18 protein-coding genes and 1 pseudogene are annotated in these 18,742 nt (G+C 47.2%); 4 read left to right on the forward strand and 15 right to left on the reverse strand.

Annotation, left to right across the window (positions count from 1 at the left end; genetic code table 11):
* Positions 1-188 precede the first annotated feature (188 nt).
* From N288_RS19400 to N288_RS19415, 5 genes are all read right to left on the reverse strand, one after another.
* Entirely contained in the window at positions 189-899 is a 711-nt protein-coding gene (locus tag N288_RS19400; protein WP_022544337.1) for a 3D domain-containing protein, read from the reverse strand.
* Between the two features lie 335 nt (positions 900-1,234).
* Positions 1,235-1,558 carry a YuiB family protein gene (locus N288_RS19405; protein ID WP_022544338.1) on the reverse strand — a complete coding sequence of 108 codons (324 nt, stop codon included), beginning with the start codon at positions 1,556-1,558 and terminating at the stop codon, positions 1,235-1,237.
* Positions 1,559-1,716: 158 nt separating this feature from the next.
* A complete protein-coding gene (locus N288_RS25440; protein WP_022544339.1) occupies positions 1,717-1,842 on the reverse strand; it encodes a YuiA family protein in 126 nt (41 codons plus the stop codon).
* Between the two features lie 153 nt (positions 1,843-1,995).
* Positions 1,996-2,481, reverse strand: coding sequence for an NUDIX domain-containing protein (locus N288_RS19410; RefSeq protein WP_022544340.1), 486 nt, complete (start codon positions 2,479-2,481; stop codon positions 1,996-1,998).
* Between the two features lie 108 nt (positions 2,482-2,589).
* Entirely contained in the window at positions 2,590-3,807 is a 1,218-nt protein-coding gene (locus tag N288_RS19415) for an NAD(P)/FAD-dependent oxidoreductase (RefSeq protein WP_009791430.1), read from the reverse strand.
* A gap of 356 nt (positions 3,808-4,163) precedes the next feature.
* On the opposite strand from N288_RS19415, the gene N288_RS19420 reads away from it, so the two are divergent.
* On the forward strand, positions 4,164-5,162 hold the full coding sequence (locus N288_RS19420) for an NAD(P)/FAD-dependent oxidoreductase (protein ID WP_022544341.1): 999 nt from the start codon (positions 4,164-4,166) through the stop codon (positions 5,160-5,162).
* 52 nt (positions 5,163-5,214) lie between these two features.
* Here the strand turns inward: N288_RS19420 and N288_RS19425 are convergent, their stop codons facing one another.
* From N288_RS19425 to N288_RS19435, 3 genes are all read right to left on the reverse strand, one after another.
* A complete protein-coding gene (locus N288_RS19425) occupies positions 5,215-5,451 on the reverse strand; it encodes a hypothetical protein (protein ID WP_022544342.1) in 237 nt (78 codons plus the stop codon).
* Between the two features lie 110 nt (positions 5,452-5,561).
* The gene (locus N288_RS19430) at positions 5,562-6,248 is read right to left on the reverse strand and encodes a hypothetical protein (protein WP_009791433.1); all 687 of its coding nucleotides are present in this window, start codon (positions 6,246-6,248) and stop codon (positions 5,562-5,564) included.
* Between the two features lie 102 nt (positions 6,249-6,350).
* Positions 6,351-6,716: a HesB/IscA family protein gene (locus N288_RS19435; RefSeq protein WP_009791435.1), complete on the reverse strand. Its 366-nt coding sequence runs from the start codon at positions 6,714-6,716 to the stop codon at positions 6,351-6,353.
* Between the two features lie 194 nt (positions 6,717-6,910).
* Between N288_RS19435 and N288_RS19440 the strand changes: the two genes are divergently transcribed.
* The gene (locus N288_RS19440) at positions 6,911-7,603 is read left to right on the forward strand and encodes a DUF2225 domain-containing protein (RefSeq protein WP_009791436.1); all 693 of its coding nucleotides are present in this window, start codon (positions 6,911-6,913) and stop codon (positions 7,601-7,603) included.
* Between the two features lie 232 nt (positions 7,604-7,835).
* Here the strand turns inward: N288_RS19440 and N288_RS19445 are convergent, their stop codons facing one another.
* A complete protein-coding gene (locus tag N288_RS19445; protein ID WP_009791437.1) occupies positions 7,836-8,075 on the reverse strand; it encodes a YuzB family protein in 240 nt (79 codons plus the stop codon).
* A gap of 343 nt (positions 8,076-8,418) precedes the next feature.
* On the opposite strand from N288_RS19445, the gene N288_RS19450 reads away from it, so the two are divergent.
* The gene (locus tag N288_RS19450; RefSeq protein WP_009791438.1) at positions 8,419-9,486 is read left to right on the forward strand and encodes an NAD(P)/FAD-dependent oxidoreductase; all 1,068 of its coding nucleotides are present in this window, start codon (positions 8,419-8,421) and stop codon (positions 9,484-9,486) included.
* Positions 9,487-11,006: 1,520 nt separating this feature from the next.
* Here N288_RS19450 and N288_RS19460 read toward each other — a convergent pair.
* Positions 11,007-11,336 carry a YuzD family protein gene (locus tag N288_RS19460; RefSeq protein ID WP_022544344.1) on the reverse strand — a complete coding sequence of 110 codons (330 nt, stop codon included), beginning with the start codon at positions 11,334-11,336 and terminating at the stop codon, positions 11,007-11,009.
* 168 nt (positions 11,337-11,504) lie between these two features.
* Here N288_RS19460 and N288_RS19465 point away from each other — a divergent pair.
* Positions 11,505-11,717, forward strand: a pseudogene (locus N288_RS19465) (NifU family protein); the annotation flags it as partial.
* 72 nt (positions 11,718-11,789) lie between these two features.
* Here the strand turns inward: N288_RS19465 and thrB are convergent.
* From thrB to yutH, 5 genes are all read right to left on the reverse strand, one after another.
* Complete coding sequence (gene thrB, locus N288_RS19470) at positions 11,790-12,707, reverse strand: homoserine kinase (protein ID WP_009791441.1); 918 nt, start codon at positions 12,705-12,707, stop codon at positions 11,790-11,792.
* Positions 12,704-13,765 (reverse strand): threonine synthase, encoded by a 1,062-nt coding sequence (gene thrC / locus N288_RS19475; protein WP_009791442.1) that lies wholly within the window; start codon positions 13,763-13,765, stop codon positions 12,704-12,706. Before thrC ends, thrB begins: the two co-directional genes overlap by 4 nt.
* Positions 13,765-15,060: a homoserine dehydrogenase gene (locus tag N288_RS19480; RefSeq protein ID WP_009791443.1), complete on the reverse strand. Its 1,296-nt coding sequence runs from the start codon at positions 15,058-15,060 to the stop codon at positions 13,765-13,767. The genes thrC and N288_RS19480 overlap by 1 nt, the downstream gene beginning before the upstream one ends.
* Positions 15,061-16,557: 1,497 nt before the next feature.
* Positions 16,558-17,526 (reverse strand): 2-hydroxyacid dehydrogenase, encoded by a 969-nt coding sequence (locus N288_RS19490; protein WP_170939609.1) that lies wholly within the window; start codon positions 17,524-17,526, stop codon positions 16,558-16,560.
* A gap of 106 nt (positions 17,527-17,632) precedes the next feature.
* Positions 17,633-18,640, reverse strand: coding sequence for a spore coat putative kinase YutH (gene yutH / locus N288_RS19495; RefSeq protein ID WP_009791446.1), 1,008 nt, complete (start codon positions 18,638-18,640; stop codon positions 17,633-17,635).
* Between the last annotated feature and the right edge of the window lie 102 nt (positions 18,641-18,742).

Raw genomic sequence — 18,742 nt, forward strand, 5'->3', positions numbered from 1 at the left:
CGACTGCCTCAAATTCGGACTTTCAATTCCTCGTTCCTCTACTGAACAAGGCTTATCAGCTTTGCTTGATCCAGCTCCGGCGTCTAGGGCCTCGAGTCATAAGCCACTTTAGGATTGAAGGGAAAGACCGCCTTCTATCCTAAAGCGTCTTATGCTTGTCTGCCTCGGCCAAGCCGCCTCCGCTTTTCCTATTCCTCCACAGCCCTGTACTGGTGGCGGAATACCTGCATGGATTCGTTTTCGTTAAGGGCGCTTAGTTCCTCTTCGGTCAGGCTTCCGTCTCCCTCTTCAATCACATAAACATCAAGCGTTTTTTTGCCCCAGCTGCTGTAGACGTCTTCGACGGTTTCATAATATAGATCAAGTTTATTACCTTTGATGGCGCCGCCTTTGTCAGCTACGACCCCGTATCCATAACCCGGTATGAACAGGATGGTGCCGATCGGGAAAACGTTCAGGTCTGCTGCTACTGTAGAGTACAGATCTCGTTTTACCTTGACCCCAGAGTATGTAATGCCAAAGGACGGGTGCCCCGGATTCTTTCCTGTTGATTCATAATAGGCCGTATAGCCGGTCGCCACTACAGATTTGGCGGGATATTCTGACCAATTGAATGCTTCTTCCAAGGACTGTGGCTCGGCAGTAACCGCCTCCGCTGAGGAAATCAGCTCATTCGCTTCCAGCCTCGGAAGATATTTGTAGGCAAGTCCCATTGTTTTATATGTATGGTCTGAGAAAGCATAATCTTCCATTTCAGCTGCTGCCCCGCCGCCTTCGTACTGATAGGACTCAAGGGTTTTCGCGCCTACTCCGGATATGGATTGAAAGGTGGTAAGCAGTGCCCCTAAAAATAAAACTGACATGATGATGCGCTTTGTCCATTTATTTAGTCTATTCATATAATAATTCACTCCTCCCAAGTTAATCATTTCCCAACTTTAGAAAAAGTATTCCTGGGAGGATTCGAATTAAGGCAATACCGCGGCTTCTGTATTAGAAGTAAAATTCATATAAAGCCTGCTGTATCAAGGTTTTAGTACAGGAAGGGTATTTCCTAAAAAAAAATTATAAAATTTATGATTCTGAAGTTTTTTAGTCGCCTATCTCAGCCTTTTGTTATATTTTTTAATAGTAGGGTCTGTTGGTATTCTGTATTGATTTTAGACTCATTCATATGAAAAGGTGTGTTTCACAGAGCAAAAAAAAACACTCCCAATATGGGAATGCTTTTACATTAAAACATTCTGTAGCCTTTGCTTCTCAGCAGTTTAATAGTAATACCGGCTGCAACAGCACCAGCCATCCCGCTGCTTAAAATCAGGACATCAGCCATGGCGAGCTCTGACAAAAGCCTTCCCAGCTCAGGAAATGCTTCACCGCTGTTGGTGAAATATTCTATGAAACGGACCTGGTCAACAATCAGGATAGCGATGATTGGATAAATAATGGCCATGATCCAGGACATTCTAAGCAGCATATTCAATATAAAACCGATTCCAAAAAATAAAACGAAAAATAGCAGCATTGAAATTGGCAACACAAAAATAGTCATCTGCACAGGCAGTACCCCCTTAAAACATCACTTTTAAGTGTACTGAATGGCCGAAAGGTAGTCAATTTTAATTTTGTGAACACTTTTTAACAACTATAACTGTTCAGGCCTTGCCGAAGGAAAATCCAGCCACGGAAAAACCCTGCAGTCAGCAGGGTTTTATTTTATCCTTTCTTTTTGCCGGAACCGTTGCAGCAGGTGCATGTTTCAGAGCCGCCTAATAAAAGCTGGAAATAGCCCTTCCCTGAACAATAGTCGCATTCTTTGGTTTCATAAGTCATTGCTGCCATCCTGCTCATCCCCTTCACACACTGAATTTTCTGATAATATATCAAGGATTGAGGAAAATGGAAAGCTTCATATTAGCCGGAAAAGCCCTTCTGTAAACGCATACATGTTAGATTATCTTACAATATCTAATGAATTCTAATAATTTCTGAAAATTATAAAAATAGTTTATATGCGGAGTATCCGAAGTGGTCGCCAGGGTTTACGCCGTCTATCAGCTGTTTGGCAGCCCCTTCATTAAGTTCTGTCAAATACTTGAGGAGGATCGAGGCATCTTCATGGACCGCTGCTTCTCCAGGGTCCATAAACTGCACATCCATCAGCTCGCTTTCCTGGACAGTGATGCTTTGGCCTTTTTCAGGCGCCATAAGAAAAAGGATCATATTGTCGCTGACCTCGCCGCGGATCACACCAGTCCTCAGCCCTATCATGCCGACCGGCCTGCTTGCAATGCCCGTTTCTTCCTTTACTTCCCTTACAGCTGCTTCATCGGCAGTCTCCCCTGGATTAACAAAGCCTGCAGGCAGCGACCATTTGCCCTTCAGCCCGCCGTATTTTTTCTTAACTAAAAGCCACTTTCCCTCCGGTGAAATAACCAGGCCTGAAACAGCAAGCCACACTTTGCCTCGTTTGCTCTCCATTACGTTTATGACCTCCATGCATAATGATCTTTCTATTGTAGCAGAGCTCTGCTTCTAATTGGTTTTTGGACACAAAAATACCGGGGAAATGATCCCCGGCAGTTTTTATTAAAAGATATTGAATTTGCCTTTTTTCAGGACAAGTCCAGGTCCGCCAATCATGAAGAGGGCACGGTTGTCGATCATCTTCTTCATGAAGGAAGCCTTTGATCCTACCAATTTCTTGCCGAAAGCCACACCAATGGCATCGTCTTCGCCCAATGAACATACTGTACCTTTGATATCAGGAGTGAAGGTCTCAAGCTCACCCTTGTTGCGGATCAGTGCAACGATATTGCGCGCGCATACCTCTCCCTGCTGCATGGCGATTTGGGCAGTAGGAGGATAAGGACGGTTGATTTCTTCATTGATGATCAATGAGCAGTCGCCGATGATGAATAGATCTTCATGGCCAGGAACCCTTAGGTCAGGCTGAACCTTTACGCGTCCGCGCATCGCTTCAATGCCGGAATTTTCGATGATGGAGTTGCCGCGAACACCTGCAGCCCAGACGACAGTGCCTGCTTTGATGTGCTCAACTTCTTCGTCGCCTTTTCCGACCGTGATTCCATCTTCATTGCATTCTTTGATGGCAGTGCCAATCAGGAATTGAACACCCTTTTTCTCCAGGTGGGAGACTGCATAGTTGACAAGCTCAGGGTCAAAGCCAGGAAGGACCGTAGGAGCAGCTTCAACACAGATGATCTTAACCTTGCTGTAGTCCACATCATATTCCTTGCACAGCTCAGGCACTCTGTTTGCCAGCTCGCCAAGGAATTCAATGCCTGTGAAGCCGGCGCCTCCGACTACAATTGTCAGCCTTTCATCCTTTTTCTCTTCTTCAGTATTGTAAGTGGCAAATTGATATTCAATATGCTCGCGGATCTGTCTTGCAGCATTCACATTTATAATAGAGAAAGCATGTACATCCAGGCCTTTGATGCCGAATGTTTCCGGCTCAGCACCAAGTGAAACGACCAAGTAGTCATAGGTTACTTCGCCTTCCTCGAGGATGACCTTCTTTTCTTCAGTTTTAATTTCAACAGCAGTACCCTGGACAAATTCGATTTTGTTTCGGTCAATGACATTTTTAACATCATAGCGAACTCGATCGTGATGAAGAGTACCTGCAGAAGCTTCGTGCAGCCAAGTCGTTTCATAGTGATAGTCATTCTTGTTCACTAATACGATTTCTGCTTCATTCACTCCAACCTGCTTTTGCAAACGTGTTGCCACCATCAATCCGCCGTAGCCGGCACCTAGAATTACTATTTTTGGCTTTTTCAAAGCGTATCACTTCCACCTTTATTAGTATTTTCGAAAACTCTTCTGCTTTTTCTTATCTTCCACTGCTTTATGAGTTTTTATTTTATAAGTACAAGAAAAAGTTTGTGATATTCTTCACGAAGCAGAGCAAAAAAATGTCCGAAATTTGTCACAAAGTTTATGTCTATAATACATAATATTCTTTTTTCCGCGGTTTTTCAAGGTTAAAAGCAGAATATATCCTATTGAGAAAATTAAGATTTTTACGCAATTTTTCTCATTATTCCAACAACTTTCGGTTCTGCTATGTGAGGTTTTTCATTATTTATGATATGATGAAGGCTAGAAATGTTACTACATATGTTGAGGTGATTAGTGTGAAGGAAGATCAGACAATCTATGATATAACGATTATCGGCGGAGGGCCTGTCGGGCTGTTCACTGCTTTTTACGGCGGCATGAGGCAGGCCTCTGTTAAAATAATTGAAAGCCTTCCCCAGCTTGGCGGGCAGCTGTCAGCTCTTTATCCGGAGAAATACATATATGATGTAGCCGGTTTCCCGAAAGTGCGGGCACAGGAGCTCGTCGATAATTTGAAAGAGCAGATGAAGAAATTCGAACCTACGGTATCGCTTGAGCAGTCGGTTGAAAAGCTTGAAAAACAGCCGGACGGCATTTTCAAGCTAACCACCAACAGCGAAATCCACTATACAAAGACGGTCATCATCACGGCCGGAAATGGCGCATTCCAGCCGCGCCGCCTTGAGCTTGACTCGGCTCCGCAATATGAAGGCAAGAACCTGCACTACTTCATTGATGACCTGAATCATTTCTCCGGGAAGAAAGTGGTTGTATTCGGAGGAGGCGATTCAGCAGTAGACTGGGCCTTGATGCTTGAGCCTATCGCAGAGAACGTAAAGATCATCCACCGCCGCGACAAGTTCCGCGCCCACGAGCACAGTGTAGAAAACCTTCACAATTCCAAGGTTGAAATCAAGACTCCGTTTGTTCCTGCCGAACTGATCGGCAATGAGGAGGGCATTTCCCAGGTGATCATCCAGGATGCCAAAGGGGAAGAAAAAGAAGCCATCGATGTTGATGCCGTCATCGTCAACTACGGCTTTGTTTCATCGCTTGGCCCGATCAAAGAGTGGGGCCTGGAAATTGAAAAAAATAATATTGTCGTCAACAGCAAAATGGAGACAAATATCCCGGGCATTTACGCAGCCGGCGATATTTGCACCTATGACGGCAAAGTGAAGCTGATTGCTTCCGGTTTCGGAGAAGCGCCGACTGCAGTGAACAATGCTAAGGCCCTTATTGATCCTAAAGCACGGGTGCAGCCTCTGCACAGCACGTCCATGTTTGATAAATAAACAATAAAATGGCCCCGCCGGAGAGAAACTCCGGCGGGGCCGCTTTTATTTCTTACCAATAGTGTCTGCGTTTTCTGCGGCGGTCTGTTTCTGCCCCGGCTACGTCATCAGCCAGGCAGCGCCTTACAGCCCTGCAAAATTCCTCACTGTCAATAAAGGCCTCAACCCTTACCTTAAAGTCATCATCGCGTTTCTTGTGATGACAGTCAGATGCACCAGCCACATCATCCTGCTTCCAGTGCCTGTTGCCCGATAAGCCTGCTACATTGTCATTATACCAGCAGCCCATAGATTCACCCCCTCTGCAGCAAGATATGTTTCATCTTATGCATGAGGGAGACAAGCCGGCAGTGCGAACATCCTTTTTCTGAAAAAATGGATGCTGCCCGGCAGCCCAATTTAGTACAATCCTGACCCTTCGAGGATTTCCCCTCCTGTTCTATCTACAGCAAACCATGCGGAAGCATCCCCATCTTCCTTCGGGCGGCTCCACGCTGCCACAAAATGGACCTGGCAAAGTTCACCCTTTCTTATTTCCGGGATTGGAACTGCAATCGCATTTGGCAAATACCTGACGATTTGGAGCTGTGAAATTTCATCTTCAGCATAGAATGAGTCCGGCATCATATCCTTTATTCTTGACCTTTGAACTAAGGCAGCCCCATCCTCTGTGCCAAGAGTGAGCTTCCATTCCCCATACTCCCAGGTCATCGCCTCGAGCCTTTCTCCGCTGTCCGGCCACCCGGCGCTTCCTATTGGTTCCATCTCTGCTTGAAATATACAGTCCCTTAAATTATGACAAGCTCTCAGCCTCCAGACGGCAGCAGCTGCTTTTTCTATTTCCATATGTGATGGAATCCTGATGTCAGGTTCGCAGAGGAGAAGCTCGGCTATGTAATCCTTATGTGAATATCTCAGCAAGAGTTCTCCATTTTCCAGCCTAAAGCAGGAAGGTTTGCTATGGCACCTGGATGGGACTTGGCCATTGATTCGGAGGTCAAATGCAATGGCTCCTGCCGGTGTCTGGATAATCGGGCTGCACCCAAACTCGCTCTCAGACTCCTGCGTATTTTGAAAAAGCTTCATTTTTTAACCCCCCCTTCTCTTTTTCCATGTAAAAAACGCTTCCTGATATGCTCGATTGAGGTCAGGAAGCGTTCTGTAAGGTATATGATGACAATTAAGGAATCAGCAATTTTCAGGTGTCCCTGCATTCTTGGCCGTTCTAAACGAAGAACCGCAGCCGCAGGAAGCAATGGCATTAGGGTTGTCGATCGTGAATCCGCCGCCCATCATGGATTGCTTATAGTCGATCTTTGTGCCGTTAAGGATGGCAGCATCTTCCTTGCTTACAAGGATTTGCAGGCCATGGAGCTCGAACTGGGCATCGTTTTCTTCAACTTCATGCGCAAAGCCCATGCCGTATGACAACCCGCTGCAGCCCCCGCCTTTTACTGCAACACGCAGGAATGCATTTTCCTCTTCATTTTGCTTCATCATATCTTTAATTTGAAAAGCCGCAGCTTCAGTAATTTCAACAATTTGGTTTTCCATTTTAAATCCTCCTTAATCTTGAGGTTTATACTCTTATATATAGTATATACAGACTTTGAGCGGGACTCAACTGAGCAGGCTTCAATTTTAGGGCCCTTTTATTAAATCCGCTCCCGAATTAGAACTTATTACCTAAAACACCCTGTTGTTTATGGTATAATAAACCTACTATTTTATAATGGAAGGTGAGAAAATTGGCCATACTGGAGCCATTGTATGAAAAAAGCTGCAGCTGCCCTGTATGCAAGAACAACTTTACAAGCCAGAAGGTTCGTTCCCGCTTCGTAAAAGTCAAAGGCTATGACACTGATTTTCTTCCTTTTTATGACTCAGATGAAAGCAATCCGATATTCTATTATATACAAGTATGTCCTCAATGCGGCTTTTCGTTTTCCGAGGAATTCAGCCCATATTTCCCCCCGGGTTCAAAGGAACAGATCGATGAAAAGATCACGAGCCAATGGAAGCCCAGGGACTTCGGCAGGAAGAGGAGCAGGAATGAAGCAATCCAGACATACAAGCTGGCTGTCTACTCAGCACTTTTGAAGAAGGAAAAGCATGTGTCCATCGCGGGATTGTATATGCGGCTTGCCTGGCTGTACAGAAATGGCGGCGATAAGACACAGGAACAGCGCTTTATGAAATTGGCTGCCCATGAATATGTGGAATCCTATTCAAGCGGTGATTACCAGGGCACGCAGATTTCTGAAACCAGACTTCTATACCTCATTGCAGAACTTTCAAGGAAAACAGGCAGCGATGGGCAGGCAATCAAGTTTTTCTCCAAGGTAATCGAACAGCAAAGCCGTTCGCTTGAGCCGGGGATCATTGATATGGCAAGAGAACGCTGGCATGAAATGAGGGAAAGCAGAAGGCAGACCTGCTGATGTCTGCTCCTTCAAGAACAAAAGCGCAGGCGCCTTGATCACCCCCGACAAGCATAAGACGAACCTCCCGGAAAGGCATTCTTTGCCTTTTTGGGAGGTTTGGCTTATGACCACGAGGGGGTAGGCGGTGGAGCTGGACGTGGATCAAGCATTGAAAAGTATCCACAAGTCTTCCAATTTATAAATTCCTTAACTATAAGAAAAAGGCCGCATTGATATGCGGCCTTTTATATTAAAACATCGGATTTTCATCCAGGAATTGATATATGTTTTCCACCAGTTCCTCCGGCGTCTCTCCTGTTACAACCTCACCGTTCACCAGGGCATATAAAGAGCTTGCACATTTTCCGCAGTACCCAAGGCAGCCATACTCAATCACATCCAGATCCGGGTCCTTTTCAAGGATTTCCAGGGCCTTCTGCGCACCGCTTGCCAGGTTGCTGATGCAAAATTCTATGATTGGCTGAATCACATCTATTCACCTCTCTACTAATTGTTAATGTACTTGGTTTCAGGCAAAAACGCAAGCAAAGGCATACTGTCACATACACAGTAAGCGCTGGATTATCATTATTGGATGATTGAAGGGCGTATAATGTCGACTTTTGCCTGGATTATTCAGATATGTGTTGTGATTTAGCTATAATTTCGTTATACTTTTTATGTTGTTTCATGAATATTCTTGTGAATTAATATTCTAATTATTTTGCTAATATAATAATGTAAACGTTTAATTCTTATTCAGTCATTGTGTTCTATTATTTTAATATATTACTATAGCTGCTTACATACTGGACAAAAGGGGAAATTTGGTTATGAAAAATCTTGTCATACTTGGCGGAGGATATGGCGGCATGAGAGCTCTTGCCCGTCTGCTGCCAAACTCATTGCCGGAAGATACAAGCATTACACTGATTGACCGGGTACCTTACCACTGCCTTAAAACTGAATATTATGCACTAGCAGCAGGAACGATCTCTGATCAGCATGTCCGGGTTGCTTTCCCTGAGCATCCGCGCCTTAAGATTAAATATGGAGAAATCTCGGGGATCGACCTTGAAAAACAGCAGGTAAACCTGGCAAATGAAACTCCTGTTTCCTATGATGACCTTATCATTGGACTTGGATGCGAGGATAAGTACCATAATGTCCCTGGGGCAGATGTACACACCTACAGCATCCAGACAATCGAAAAATCACGCCGCACTTATGAAACATTGAACAATCTGTCGCCGGGGTCTGTCGTTGCCATCGTTGGGGCAGGACTGAGCGGCGTTGAACTGGCATCCGAGCTGAATGAAAGCCGGCCGGATCTGAAAGTGAAGCTGTTTGACAGGGGAAATCATATTCTTTCCGCTTTCCCTGAAAGATTAAGCACTTATGTAGAAAATTGGTTTGACAATCACGGAGTGGAAATCATCAACAATTCCAACATTACCCGTGTAGAAGAAAACATCCTTTATAACCATGACGAGCCCCTTCAGTGCGATGCCATTGTATGGACAGCAGGCATTCAGCCAAGCAAGGTTGTCCGTGACCTGCCGGTGGAAAAAGATGCACAGGGCCGTGTCGTGCTTACCAAGCACCATAACATTCCCGGCAATGAACATGTGTATGTTGTAGGAGACTGCGCAAGCCTGCCGCATGCACCAAGTGCACAGCTTGCCGAAGGCCAGGCAGAACAAATTGTCCAGATCCTCCTGAAGCGCTGGAAAGGCGAAGAGCTGCCAGAATCCCTGCCGGTCATCAAGCTGAAAGGCGTCCTTGGCTCACTCGGCAAAAAGCATGGCTTCGGCCTTGTCGCCGAAAGACCGATCACAGGCCGCGTCGCCAGACTGCTTAAATCCGGAATTTTATGGATGTACAAATATCATAATGGCTGATCAAGCAAAGCAAAGGAGTACGGATGGAAGATCCGTACTCCTTTTTAACTTAAATGTGAATGTATAACTGACCTTATTTATAGATCTGAAAAATGCCACAGAGTGCAGAATCTCTGTCATTCAATTCAAAGCCGATTGAATGAAGTGTGCCTGGAACGGAATCACCAGTCTCATTTAACAATTTATAACGAAGAGACGTTAAGATAAGCGACCTTCCTTTTTTATTTGAATGACCTAATTAGGAAAGGGGAATTGCCCAATTAATTTTCAGAACCTGGTGATTGGAGTGCAAGGCACGCAGACTCCTGCGGGATTGAAGCGGCAGAGCTGAGACCCCGCAGGAGCTTACTCTGAGGAGGCTCAGCGCCGCCCCGCGGAAAGCGAAGTGCCTGGAATGGAAATCACCAGTCCCCATTTAGGAGGATATCTCATTCAGATGGATTAGAGGATTGCCCAAAATTTTGGAGACCTGTTGATTGCAGTGGAAGGCACGAAGACTCCTGCGGGATTGAAGCGGCAGTGCTGAGACCCCGCAGGAGCTTGCTCTGAGGAGGCTCAGCGTCGCCCCGCGGAAAGCGGAGTGCCTGGAAGATTTAACAATTAATAACGAAGAGACGTTAAGATAAGCGACCTTCCTTTTTTATTTGAATGACCTAATTAGGAAAGGGGAATTGCCCAATTAATTTTCAGAACCTGTTGATTGGAGTGCAAGGCACGCAGACTCCTGCGGGATTGAAGCGGCAGAGCTGAGACCCCGCAGGAGGTACGACGAGGAAGCTCAGCGCCGCCCCGCGGAAAGCGAAGTGCCTGGAACGGAAATTAAAAGACACCATTTAGGAGGATATCTCATTCAGATGGATTAGAGGATTGCCCAAAAATTTTAGAGACCTGTTGATTGCAGTGGAAGGCACGAAGACTCCTGCGGGATTGAAGCGGCAATGCTGAGACCCCGCAGGAGCTTGCTCTGAGGAGGCTCAGCGTCGCCCCGCGGAAAGCGGAGTGCCTGGAAGATTTAACAATTAATAACGAAGAGACGTTAAGATAAGCGACCTTCCCCTTTTATTTGAATGACCTAATTAGGAAAGGGGAAATGCCCAATTAATTTTCAGAACCTGGTGATTGGAGTGCAAGGCACGCAGACTCCTGCGGGATTGAAGCGGCAGAGCTGAGACCCCGCAGGAACTTGCTCTGAGGAGGCTCAGCGCCGCCCCGCGGAAAGCGGAGTGCCTGGAACGGAAATCACCAGTCCCCATTTAGGAGGATATCTCATTCAGATGGATTAGAGAATTGCCCAAAATTTTAGAGACCTGTTGATTGCAGTGGAAGGCACGCAGACTCCTGCGGGACTGCAGCGGCAATGCTGAGACCCCGCAGGAGCTTGCTCTGAGGAGGCTCAGCGTCGCCCCGCGGAAAGCGGAGTGCCTGGAACGGAGATCAACAGCCCCCATTCAATACCATTTTTCGTATTTTCAAACAAAAAAGCGAGCCAGATTCAGAAATCCCGGCTCGCTTTTTCCTATTCATGAAGCTGGCGTGTAACCGCAGTCCTCCATCTTGGCAAAAATCGTTTTCAGCTTCGGATTGCCCTCACCGACCACTTCATCGCCGATCAAAACGACCGGATAAAACATATCCTCCTCAATCACCCGCATCGCAAAGTCCCTCTTTGCCTCATCATCAGGAGGATTATGTATATCCACATAACTGATGGAAAAAGGCTGATCAGCAAACTTCCGGCTGACCGCAGCCTCCAGCCATTCATACGTCTCTTTAGATGATGGCAGATTCACACAGCTTGGGCATAACTGCTCTGCCCCGTATACAACGATTTCAACTGACCTTCTGTCCATTTTTTCCACCCCTTTATGTCTATTTTAACTGATGGAAGTTTAATATTCATATAGAAAAAAAATTAACGATTATTGGATTTGGGGATTGGGGAATAGATTTTTGGCTCGACAGTGATTATAATAAGAGTAGGAAAGGAGTCGATTTTAATGGAACAAGATATCATTTCAGATGTTCAGGAAGTATTAGATAAATTGCGTCCGTTTCTTCTTCGCGATGGAGGAGACTGTGAATTGGTTGATGTAGAAGATGGCATTGTTAAGCTTCGTTTGCTTGGAGCTTGCGGCAGCTGCCCTAGTTCAACCATTACTTTAAAAGCAGGGATTGAACGTGCTCTTTTAGAAGAAGTTCCTGGAGTTGTCGAAGTAGAACAGGTATTCTAAGAAATTCCAATAATAAAGCGATCACGCCTCGGGCGGATCGCTTTTTTTTATGGGAATCTCAGCTCTTGCATATTAACGGCCTGAAACTGCATGCCGGGATACTGTACTGCCCTTTTGATCAATGGATAAGCGCAGCACATCCATCTGCGGCAGTATCCTGCTGAGAGCATCTGCAGCTTGATCTCCCTTTTCAGGGGCAATGAAGCAAACCACTGCAGGCCCCGCTCCGCTCAAGGCGGTTCCGAAGACGCCAAGAGCTGCTGCTTTCTCTTCAATCATGTCAAGATGGGGAACAAGCTTCCTCCTGTAGGGCTGGTGATACAAATCTTTCTGCATCATCTTCCCAGCCAGCTCATAATTGCCCTGAAGAAGAGCAGCAATGAGTAGATTGGCCGCAGCGCCGGCCTGAACCGACTCCTGGTGGGTCAAGCTTGCCGGAAGAGCCCCCCTCGATTCTTTTGTCAGCAGCTCCTCCTGGGGAACGACTGCCAGCACCTCAATGCCAAGATGTTGGAAAGCGGCTGCCAGCACCTCTTCCCCTGTCTGATAACCAATCACCAGCCCGCCAAAGAGAGAGGCCCCCACATTGTCCGGATGCCCCTCCATCCGCCCTGCGATGGACAGCTTTTCATGCCGGGAAAGCCCTAAGCCGCATAACGAGTCAGCCAGTTCAATACCGGCGACAATGGCTGCTCCGCTTGAACCAAGCCCCCTGGCCAGGGGAATGTCGCTTTTCACCCTTAAAATACAGGGCGGGAGATCCGCTGAATAATGTTCGGCTGCCTTCTTTGCAGCCTGGACAATCAGATGCCGGCTGTCCCTTGGGAAGCCCTCCAGGCAGCTGCTTTCAGGCACGACCTCCCATTGGCCGGCACGCTCTGCTTCAACCGTCAAATATAGACTCAGGGCAAGGCCGACAGAATCAAAGCCAGGCCCAAGATTGGCCGTACTTGCCGGCACCCTGATGGTAAGCATCTCTCCCTCCATCATGTATGCACGGCTCCCCTGATATGGCCCGCAACCGCTTCAAGCTCGTTTGGAAGAAGGATCGGCTTCACAAGGCTTGTATCGATTGCGGTGTTCGGATCTTTCAGCCCGTTCCCTGTAAGAACTGCAACAACTCTGCTGCCATGCGGTATTTCCCCTTGGCGCAGCTTTTTATAGATGCCGGCCAGCGATGCACAGGAAGCCGGCTCTGCAAAAATGCCCTCTGAAGCTGCAAGCTTGCGGTATGCCCCAAGGATTTCCGTATCGCTGACTTCATCGATTTTCCCTTCTGACTCGTCCCTCGCATCCACGGCCAGCTGCCAGCTCGCCGGGTTTCCGATCCTGATGGCGGTAGCGATTGTTTCGGGCTCTGCAAAGATTCTGTCATGGACAATGGCCGCCGCCCCTTCCGCCTCAAAGCCAAACATCCTTGGAAGGCCGGTCTGTTTTGCGCGGTTGTACTCTTTAAAGCCTTTCCAGTAGGCACTGATATTTCCGGCATTGCCTACAGGGATTGCGAGAATATCAGGGGCACTCCCAAGCTGGTCGCAAATCTCGAAGGCAGCCGTTTTCTGCCCTTCCAGCCTGTATGGATTGACAGAATTCACAAGAGTGACAGGCTCCGTTTCGCTGATGCTGCGGACCATGGCAAGAGCCTCGTCAAAATTGCCTTCAATTGATATAATTTCCGCTCCGTACATGATTGCCTGTGCAAGCTTACCCATGGCAATCTTGCCTTCAGGAATGACAACTATGCATCTCATCCCGGCCCTTGCCGCATATGCTGCCGCTGCGGCAGATGTATTCCCTGTTGATGCACAAATGACCGTACTGCTGCCGGCTTCCTTTGCTTTGGCAACAGCCATGACCATGCCGCGGTCCTTGAATGAGCCGGTCGGATTGCTGCCCTCCGTTTTCACATACAGTTCGATGCCCCATTCCTGGGATATCCGGTTCAGCTTGATCAGCGGTGTATTGCCTTCATTTAGGGAGAGCATCGGTGTTTCATCATTCACCGGCAGATATTCCTTGTAGGCAGACAAAAGTCCTTCCCATCGCATCAGCTTCCACTCCCCTCTACTCTGTATGAGCTCTCAATCGTTTTTACAGCAGGCAGGTCCTCTAAGCTGGACAGGATGTCCTCATAATCCTTCAAAGAAGATTGATGGGTGACGAGGACGATTTCGGCCAGCCCCTTTTCTTCCACAGGCAGCTGCAGGATTTTTTCAAGACTGACGGAATGCTTGGAAAAAATAGATGTCAATTCGCCAAAGACACCCACTTCATCTTTAACATGAAGCCGCAGGAAGTATTTAGAGTATATTTCGGACGGGTCTTTAAGCTTCTTCGGATACTGCGGGCTGACAGCGCTCTTCCCGTTAACGCCCAGCCTCAGATTTTTCATGACACCGACAAGGTCCGAGACAACTGCTGTAGCAGTCGGCAGGCTCCCTGCACCAGGGCCGTAAAACATCGTTTCTCCAACCGCTTCCCCGTATACATAGACTGCATTATACTCATTATTCACCCCGGCAAGCGGATGGGATTCTGCCAAAAGCGCCGGCTGTACGCTGACCTCAACCTTCTCCCCTTCGCGGTGGGCAATGCCGATCAGCTTCATAATATAGCCGAGCTGCTTTCCGTACTGCAGATCTTCTTCCGTTACCCCTGTGATTCCTTTTACTTTCACATCAACCAGATCAACTTTCATCGAAAAGCCGAGTGTGGCCAGGATCGCCATTTTCCTTGCAGCATCCAGCCCCTCCACATCTGAGGTCGGGTCGCTTTCGGCGTATCCGAGCTCCTGGGCTTCCTTCAGCACATCTTCATAGGCGCTGCCATCCTGGCTCATCTTCGTTAGAATATAATTGGTTGTCCCATTAACGATGCCCATCATTTTAGTTATCCGGTCAGAGGCCAATCCATCTGCAAGCCCTCTTAAAATAGGGATTCCCCCGGCAACACTGGCTTCATAAAACAAATCGCAGCCATTTTCTGAAGCAGCAGTCAAAAGCTCTGAACCGTACAATGCCATTAAATCTTTATTGGCTGTTACAATATGCTTTTTATTCGCAAGCGCCTTAAGGAGATGCTTCCTTGTATCCTCAATCCCCCCCATGACCTCAATGATAATATCGATATCCGGATTATCAATAATTTCCTCCGGGCTTCCTGTGAGCAGGGAGGCTTCAATATCCACTTCGCGCTGCTTATTCAAATCCTGCACCAGCACTTTTTTAACCTCAACCGGACAGCCTACCTGATGCATCAGCTTATCCTGGTGGTTTTTAATGATTTTCACAACACCTGATCCGACAGTTCCCAATCCTAACAACCCAACTGAAATAGCTTCCACTCTATATCCCCCTCACCGTTGTTCTTTTTAGGTGTACATTTGTATTTGTATAGTAGACATTATAGAATTTGGCAGATAATTTTACAATAGGGAATATTCAGAACTATATTTGTGGAATCGCTTACTGTGCTGAGACTGTAAGTGTTTGGCGATTTGAGATTTTTTCTTTTAGACGAAGGCTGTGTAGTGGATTATAGCTTACATGGATGAGAAACCTAAGGCATGTTGCCCCCTGTCCATGACACTAGGATTTTCGCTCTGTCATGTAAGGGACTTTTTCGGTATACATGTCATGTGCTTTTTTCGCTCGGTCATGTATCTAGTGACTCCTCCCGGATACATAACACCTCCATTTTTTACTTGGTCATGTATCCAGTAGCCTTTTCGGGATACATGACACCCGTTTTTTTTGCTCGACCATGTATCCAGTGACTCCTCCCGGATACATGACACCTCCATTTTTTACTTGGTCATGTATCCAGTAGCTTTTTCGGGGTACATGACACCCGTTTTTTTCGCTCGGTCATGTATCCAGTGGCTCCTCCCGGATACATGACACATCCATTTTTTACTTGGTCATGTATCCAGTAGCCTTTTCGGGATACATGACACCTCCATTTTTTTCTTGGTCATGTATCCAGTAGCCTTTTCGGGATACATGACACCCGTTTTTTTCGCTCGGTCATGTATCCAGTGACTCCTCCCGGATACATGACACCTCCATTTTTTACTCCATCATGTATCCAGTAGCTTTTTCGGGGTACATGACACCCGTTTTTTTCGCTCGACCATGTATCCAGTGACTCCTCCCGGATACACGACACCTCCATTTTTTACTTGGTCATGTATCTAGTAGCCTTTTCGGGATACATGACACCCGTTTTTTTCGCTCGACCATGTATCCAGTGACTCCTCCCGGATACATGACACCTCCATCTTTTACTCCGTCATGTATCCAGTAGCTTTTTCGGGGTACATGACACCCGTTTTTTTCGCTCGGTCATGTATCCAGTGACTCCTCCCGGATACATGACACCTCTATTTTTTACTCCATCATGTATCCAGTAGCTTTTTCGGGGTACATGACACCCGTTTTTTTCGCTCGGTCATGTATCCAGTGACTCCTCCCGGATACATGACACCTCCATTTTTTACTCCATCATGTATCCAGTAGCTTTTTCGGGGTACATGACACCCGTTTTTTTCGCTCGGTCATGTATCCAGTGGCTCCTCCCGGATACATGACACCTCCATTTTTTACTCGATCATGTATCCAGTAGCTTTTTTGGGATACATGACATCCGCTTTTTTCGCTCGGTCATGTGTCCAGTGGCTCCTCCCGGATACACGACATTGAAATTCATGATCTGACTTACCCCTGACAATCGTATGGAAACACCAGCCTGTATCTCCGCCAATAGCAATATCCCCCTCCGCAGCCCGGCCACTCCTCCACTAAACCAAAAGCCCGGCAAAAAGCCGGGCCTCCTTCAATCATTAAATATGTACCGGCGTTTTTGCCTGCTTGCCTGATAAAACAAGATTGATGTTTTCGGCGCAAAGCCTGGCCATCTCCATTCTGGTTTCCGTGCTGGAGCTGCCGATATGCGGAAGGGCGACAACATTGGACAGACTGAGGAGAGGATGGTCCTTTCCAATTGGTTCTTTTACAAAGACGTCAAGCCCGGCTCCGCTGATTTCCCCATCAAGAAGAGCACGGTAAAGTGCGTCTTCATCCACAATGGCGCCGCGGCCTGCATTAATGAAAATGGCGGAGTTCTTCATTCTTCGGAAGGCCTCTTCGGTGAAAAGATTTTTCGTCGACTCATTCAGCGGTGCAAGGCATACAACATAATCCGACTGCTCGCACAGCTCCTCGAATGAAGCGTAGACAGCTCCGAGCTTTTCTTCCGCCTCAGGCCTTCTTGATCTGTTATGATAAAGGATGTTCATGTCAAAGCCTTTTGCCCGCTTTGCCACAGCCTGGCCGATATTCCCCATTCCAACAATCCCGATGGTCTTATGATGGATATCCTGGCCGGCAAGAAGGAGCGGACTCCAGCTCTTCCATTTCCCCTCTTTCACATATTCTGCGCTTTCCGTGATCCTCCGGGCTGCCGCCATTAATAAAGCAAAGGTCAGATCAGCTGTAGTATCAGTAAGCACATCAGGGGTATTCGCCACAGTGATCCCTTTTTCCGCTGCAGCCTTCACATCAATATTGTCATAACCGACTGCAAGGTTGGCTACAACCTTCAATCGGTGCGCTTCCGCCAGCAAATCACCATCTATGGAATCTGAAAGCATCGTAAGCAGCGCCGATGCCTCTTTAGCCTTTTCCCTGAGAACCTCAGCCGGAACAGGTATGTCTTCCTTATCCCACATCTCCACATGATAATGCTCTTTTAAGCCGGAAATCGTTTCTTCCGGCAGCTTTCTTGTAATATACACTCTATCCTTCATCAATCATATGCCTCCCAGCAGTTTGCCGTAAAAGTTCAGTACCTCCCCATTATAAAAGGAAGAAATGGCAATTCAAAGGAAAAGCCCTTTCACAGCCCTGCTGAGTCCGCTATCGTTTCAGCCAGTCTACAGGAGGGAGTTTCATTTTGGCAGCAGGGACTTCTGCCATCTCAAAAAACTTTCCCAGAAACTCTTCATGGTCGCCTGTATGCTGCAGGAAACGGCCCAGCTGCTCTTCTGAAAGATGCCTTTGATGCTCTGTCGGATTCCCATAATAATTCTCAATGCACTCAAAATAGTGAAGCGGGAACAGAAGGCGTGCATACAGCAGCCGCCACGAAAAAGAGGTCAGCGGCTCAACTGTCTGGTACTCCTTCAGATACTGTGATAGCCCTGGCTGATAAGTTTTGATGTTCCGGAAGTACCTTTCCCTGGACCATTCTGCCAGATCGCGGCTTGCATGATCAAAGACCCAGTCAAACGGGCTTTTGATCAGATAATCATCACTTCCCCATGTGGAGGAAACAAAACGCTCATGGCAGACAGTCCCGCTGTCCGCAGGCCCTGGCTCATCATCCAGCTCTGCATCAGCCAGATATTGGATGGAGTTCTCGGCCAGGCCCATATAGTAGGGGAATGTTTCCAGAAACATCCGGTCCAGTTCATGCTCCGGCTGCTGAAAAAGCATGCTATTCCAAACCTTCTCCATCTGATCCAGCCTCTTTTCCCAGAGCTGCTTCCACTGCCCGATCCTGCTTGTCCGGGTGATCGGTGAGGAAATAAGCCTGCCGCGATAATGGAACTTGGCAAGCTTCCTGCCAGACTGATAGCCTTTGCGCGGCTGGGCATTCGGGCACTTCAATACACAATAGCTCTTTTGCTCCCACACGCTTGAGTGTTTACCTTCAGTTGTCTGCAGGAAAGTGCTTACAGTCTTATCGCCGGTTTGCTGCAGATGGCTGGCAATCAGGCTAAGCTCCGCCAGATCCTCTTCCTCCAGGCCAACCTCCATCGGTATATAAAGCTGGTTATCCTTTTTGAACGCTTCATGCAGCCCGATTCTCAATTCTTCCTCCGCCTGTATGCCAAAATGTTGCTTAAGCATTTGCCTGAGCATAGAAACACCTCTTCATTCGCTAATCGCTTATATCTCATTTATATGTGCCCGCCGCAAAAACTTGTTTGTTTCTTGCATAACCCATGCCTTCAGGGAAAAAAT

The organism is Bacillus infantis NRRL B-14911 (genome assembly GCF_000473245.1).
GTDB lineage: Bacteria > Bacillota > Bacilli > Bacillales > Cytobacillaceae > Bacillus_AB > Bacillus_AB infantis.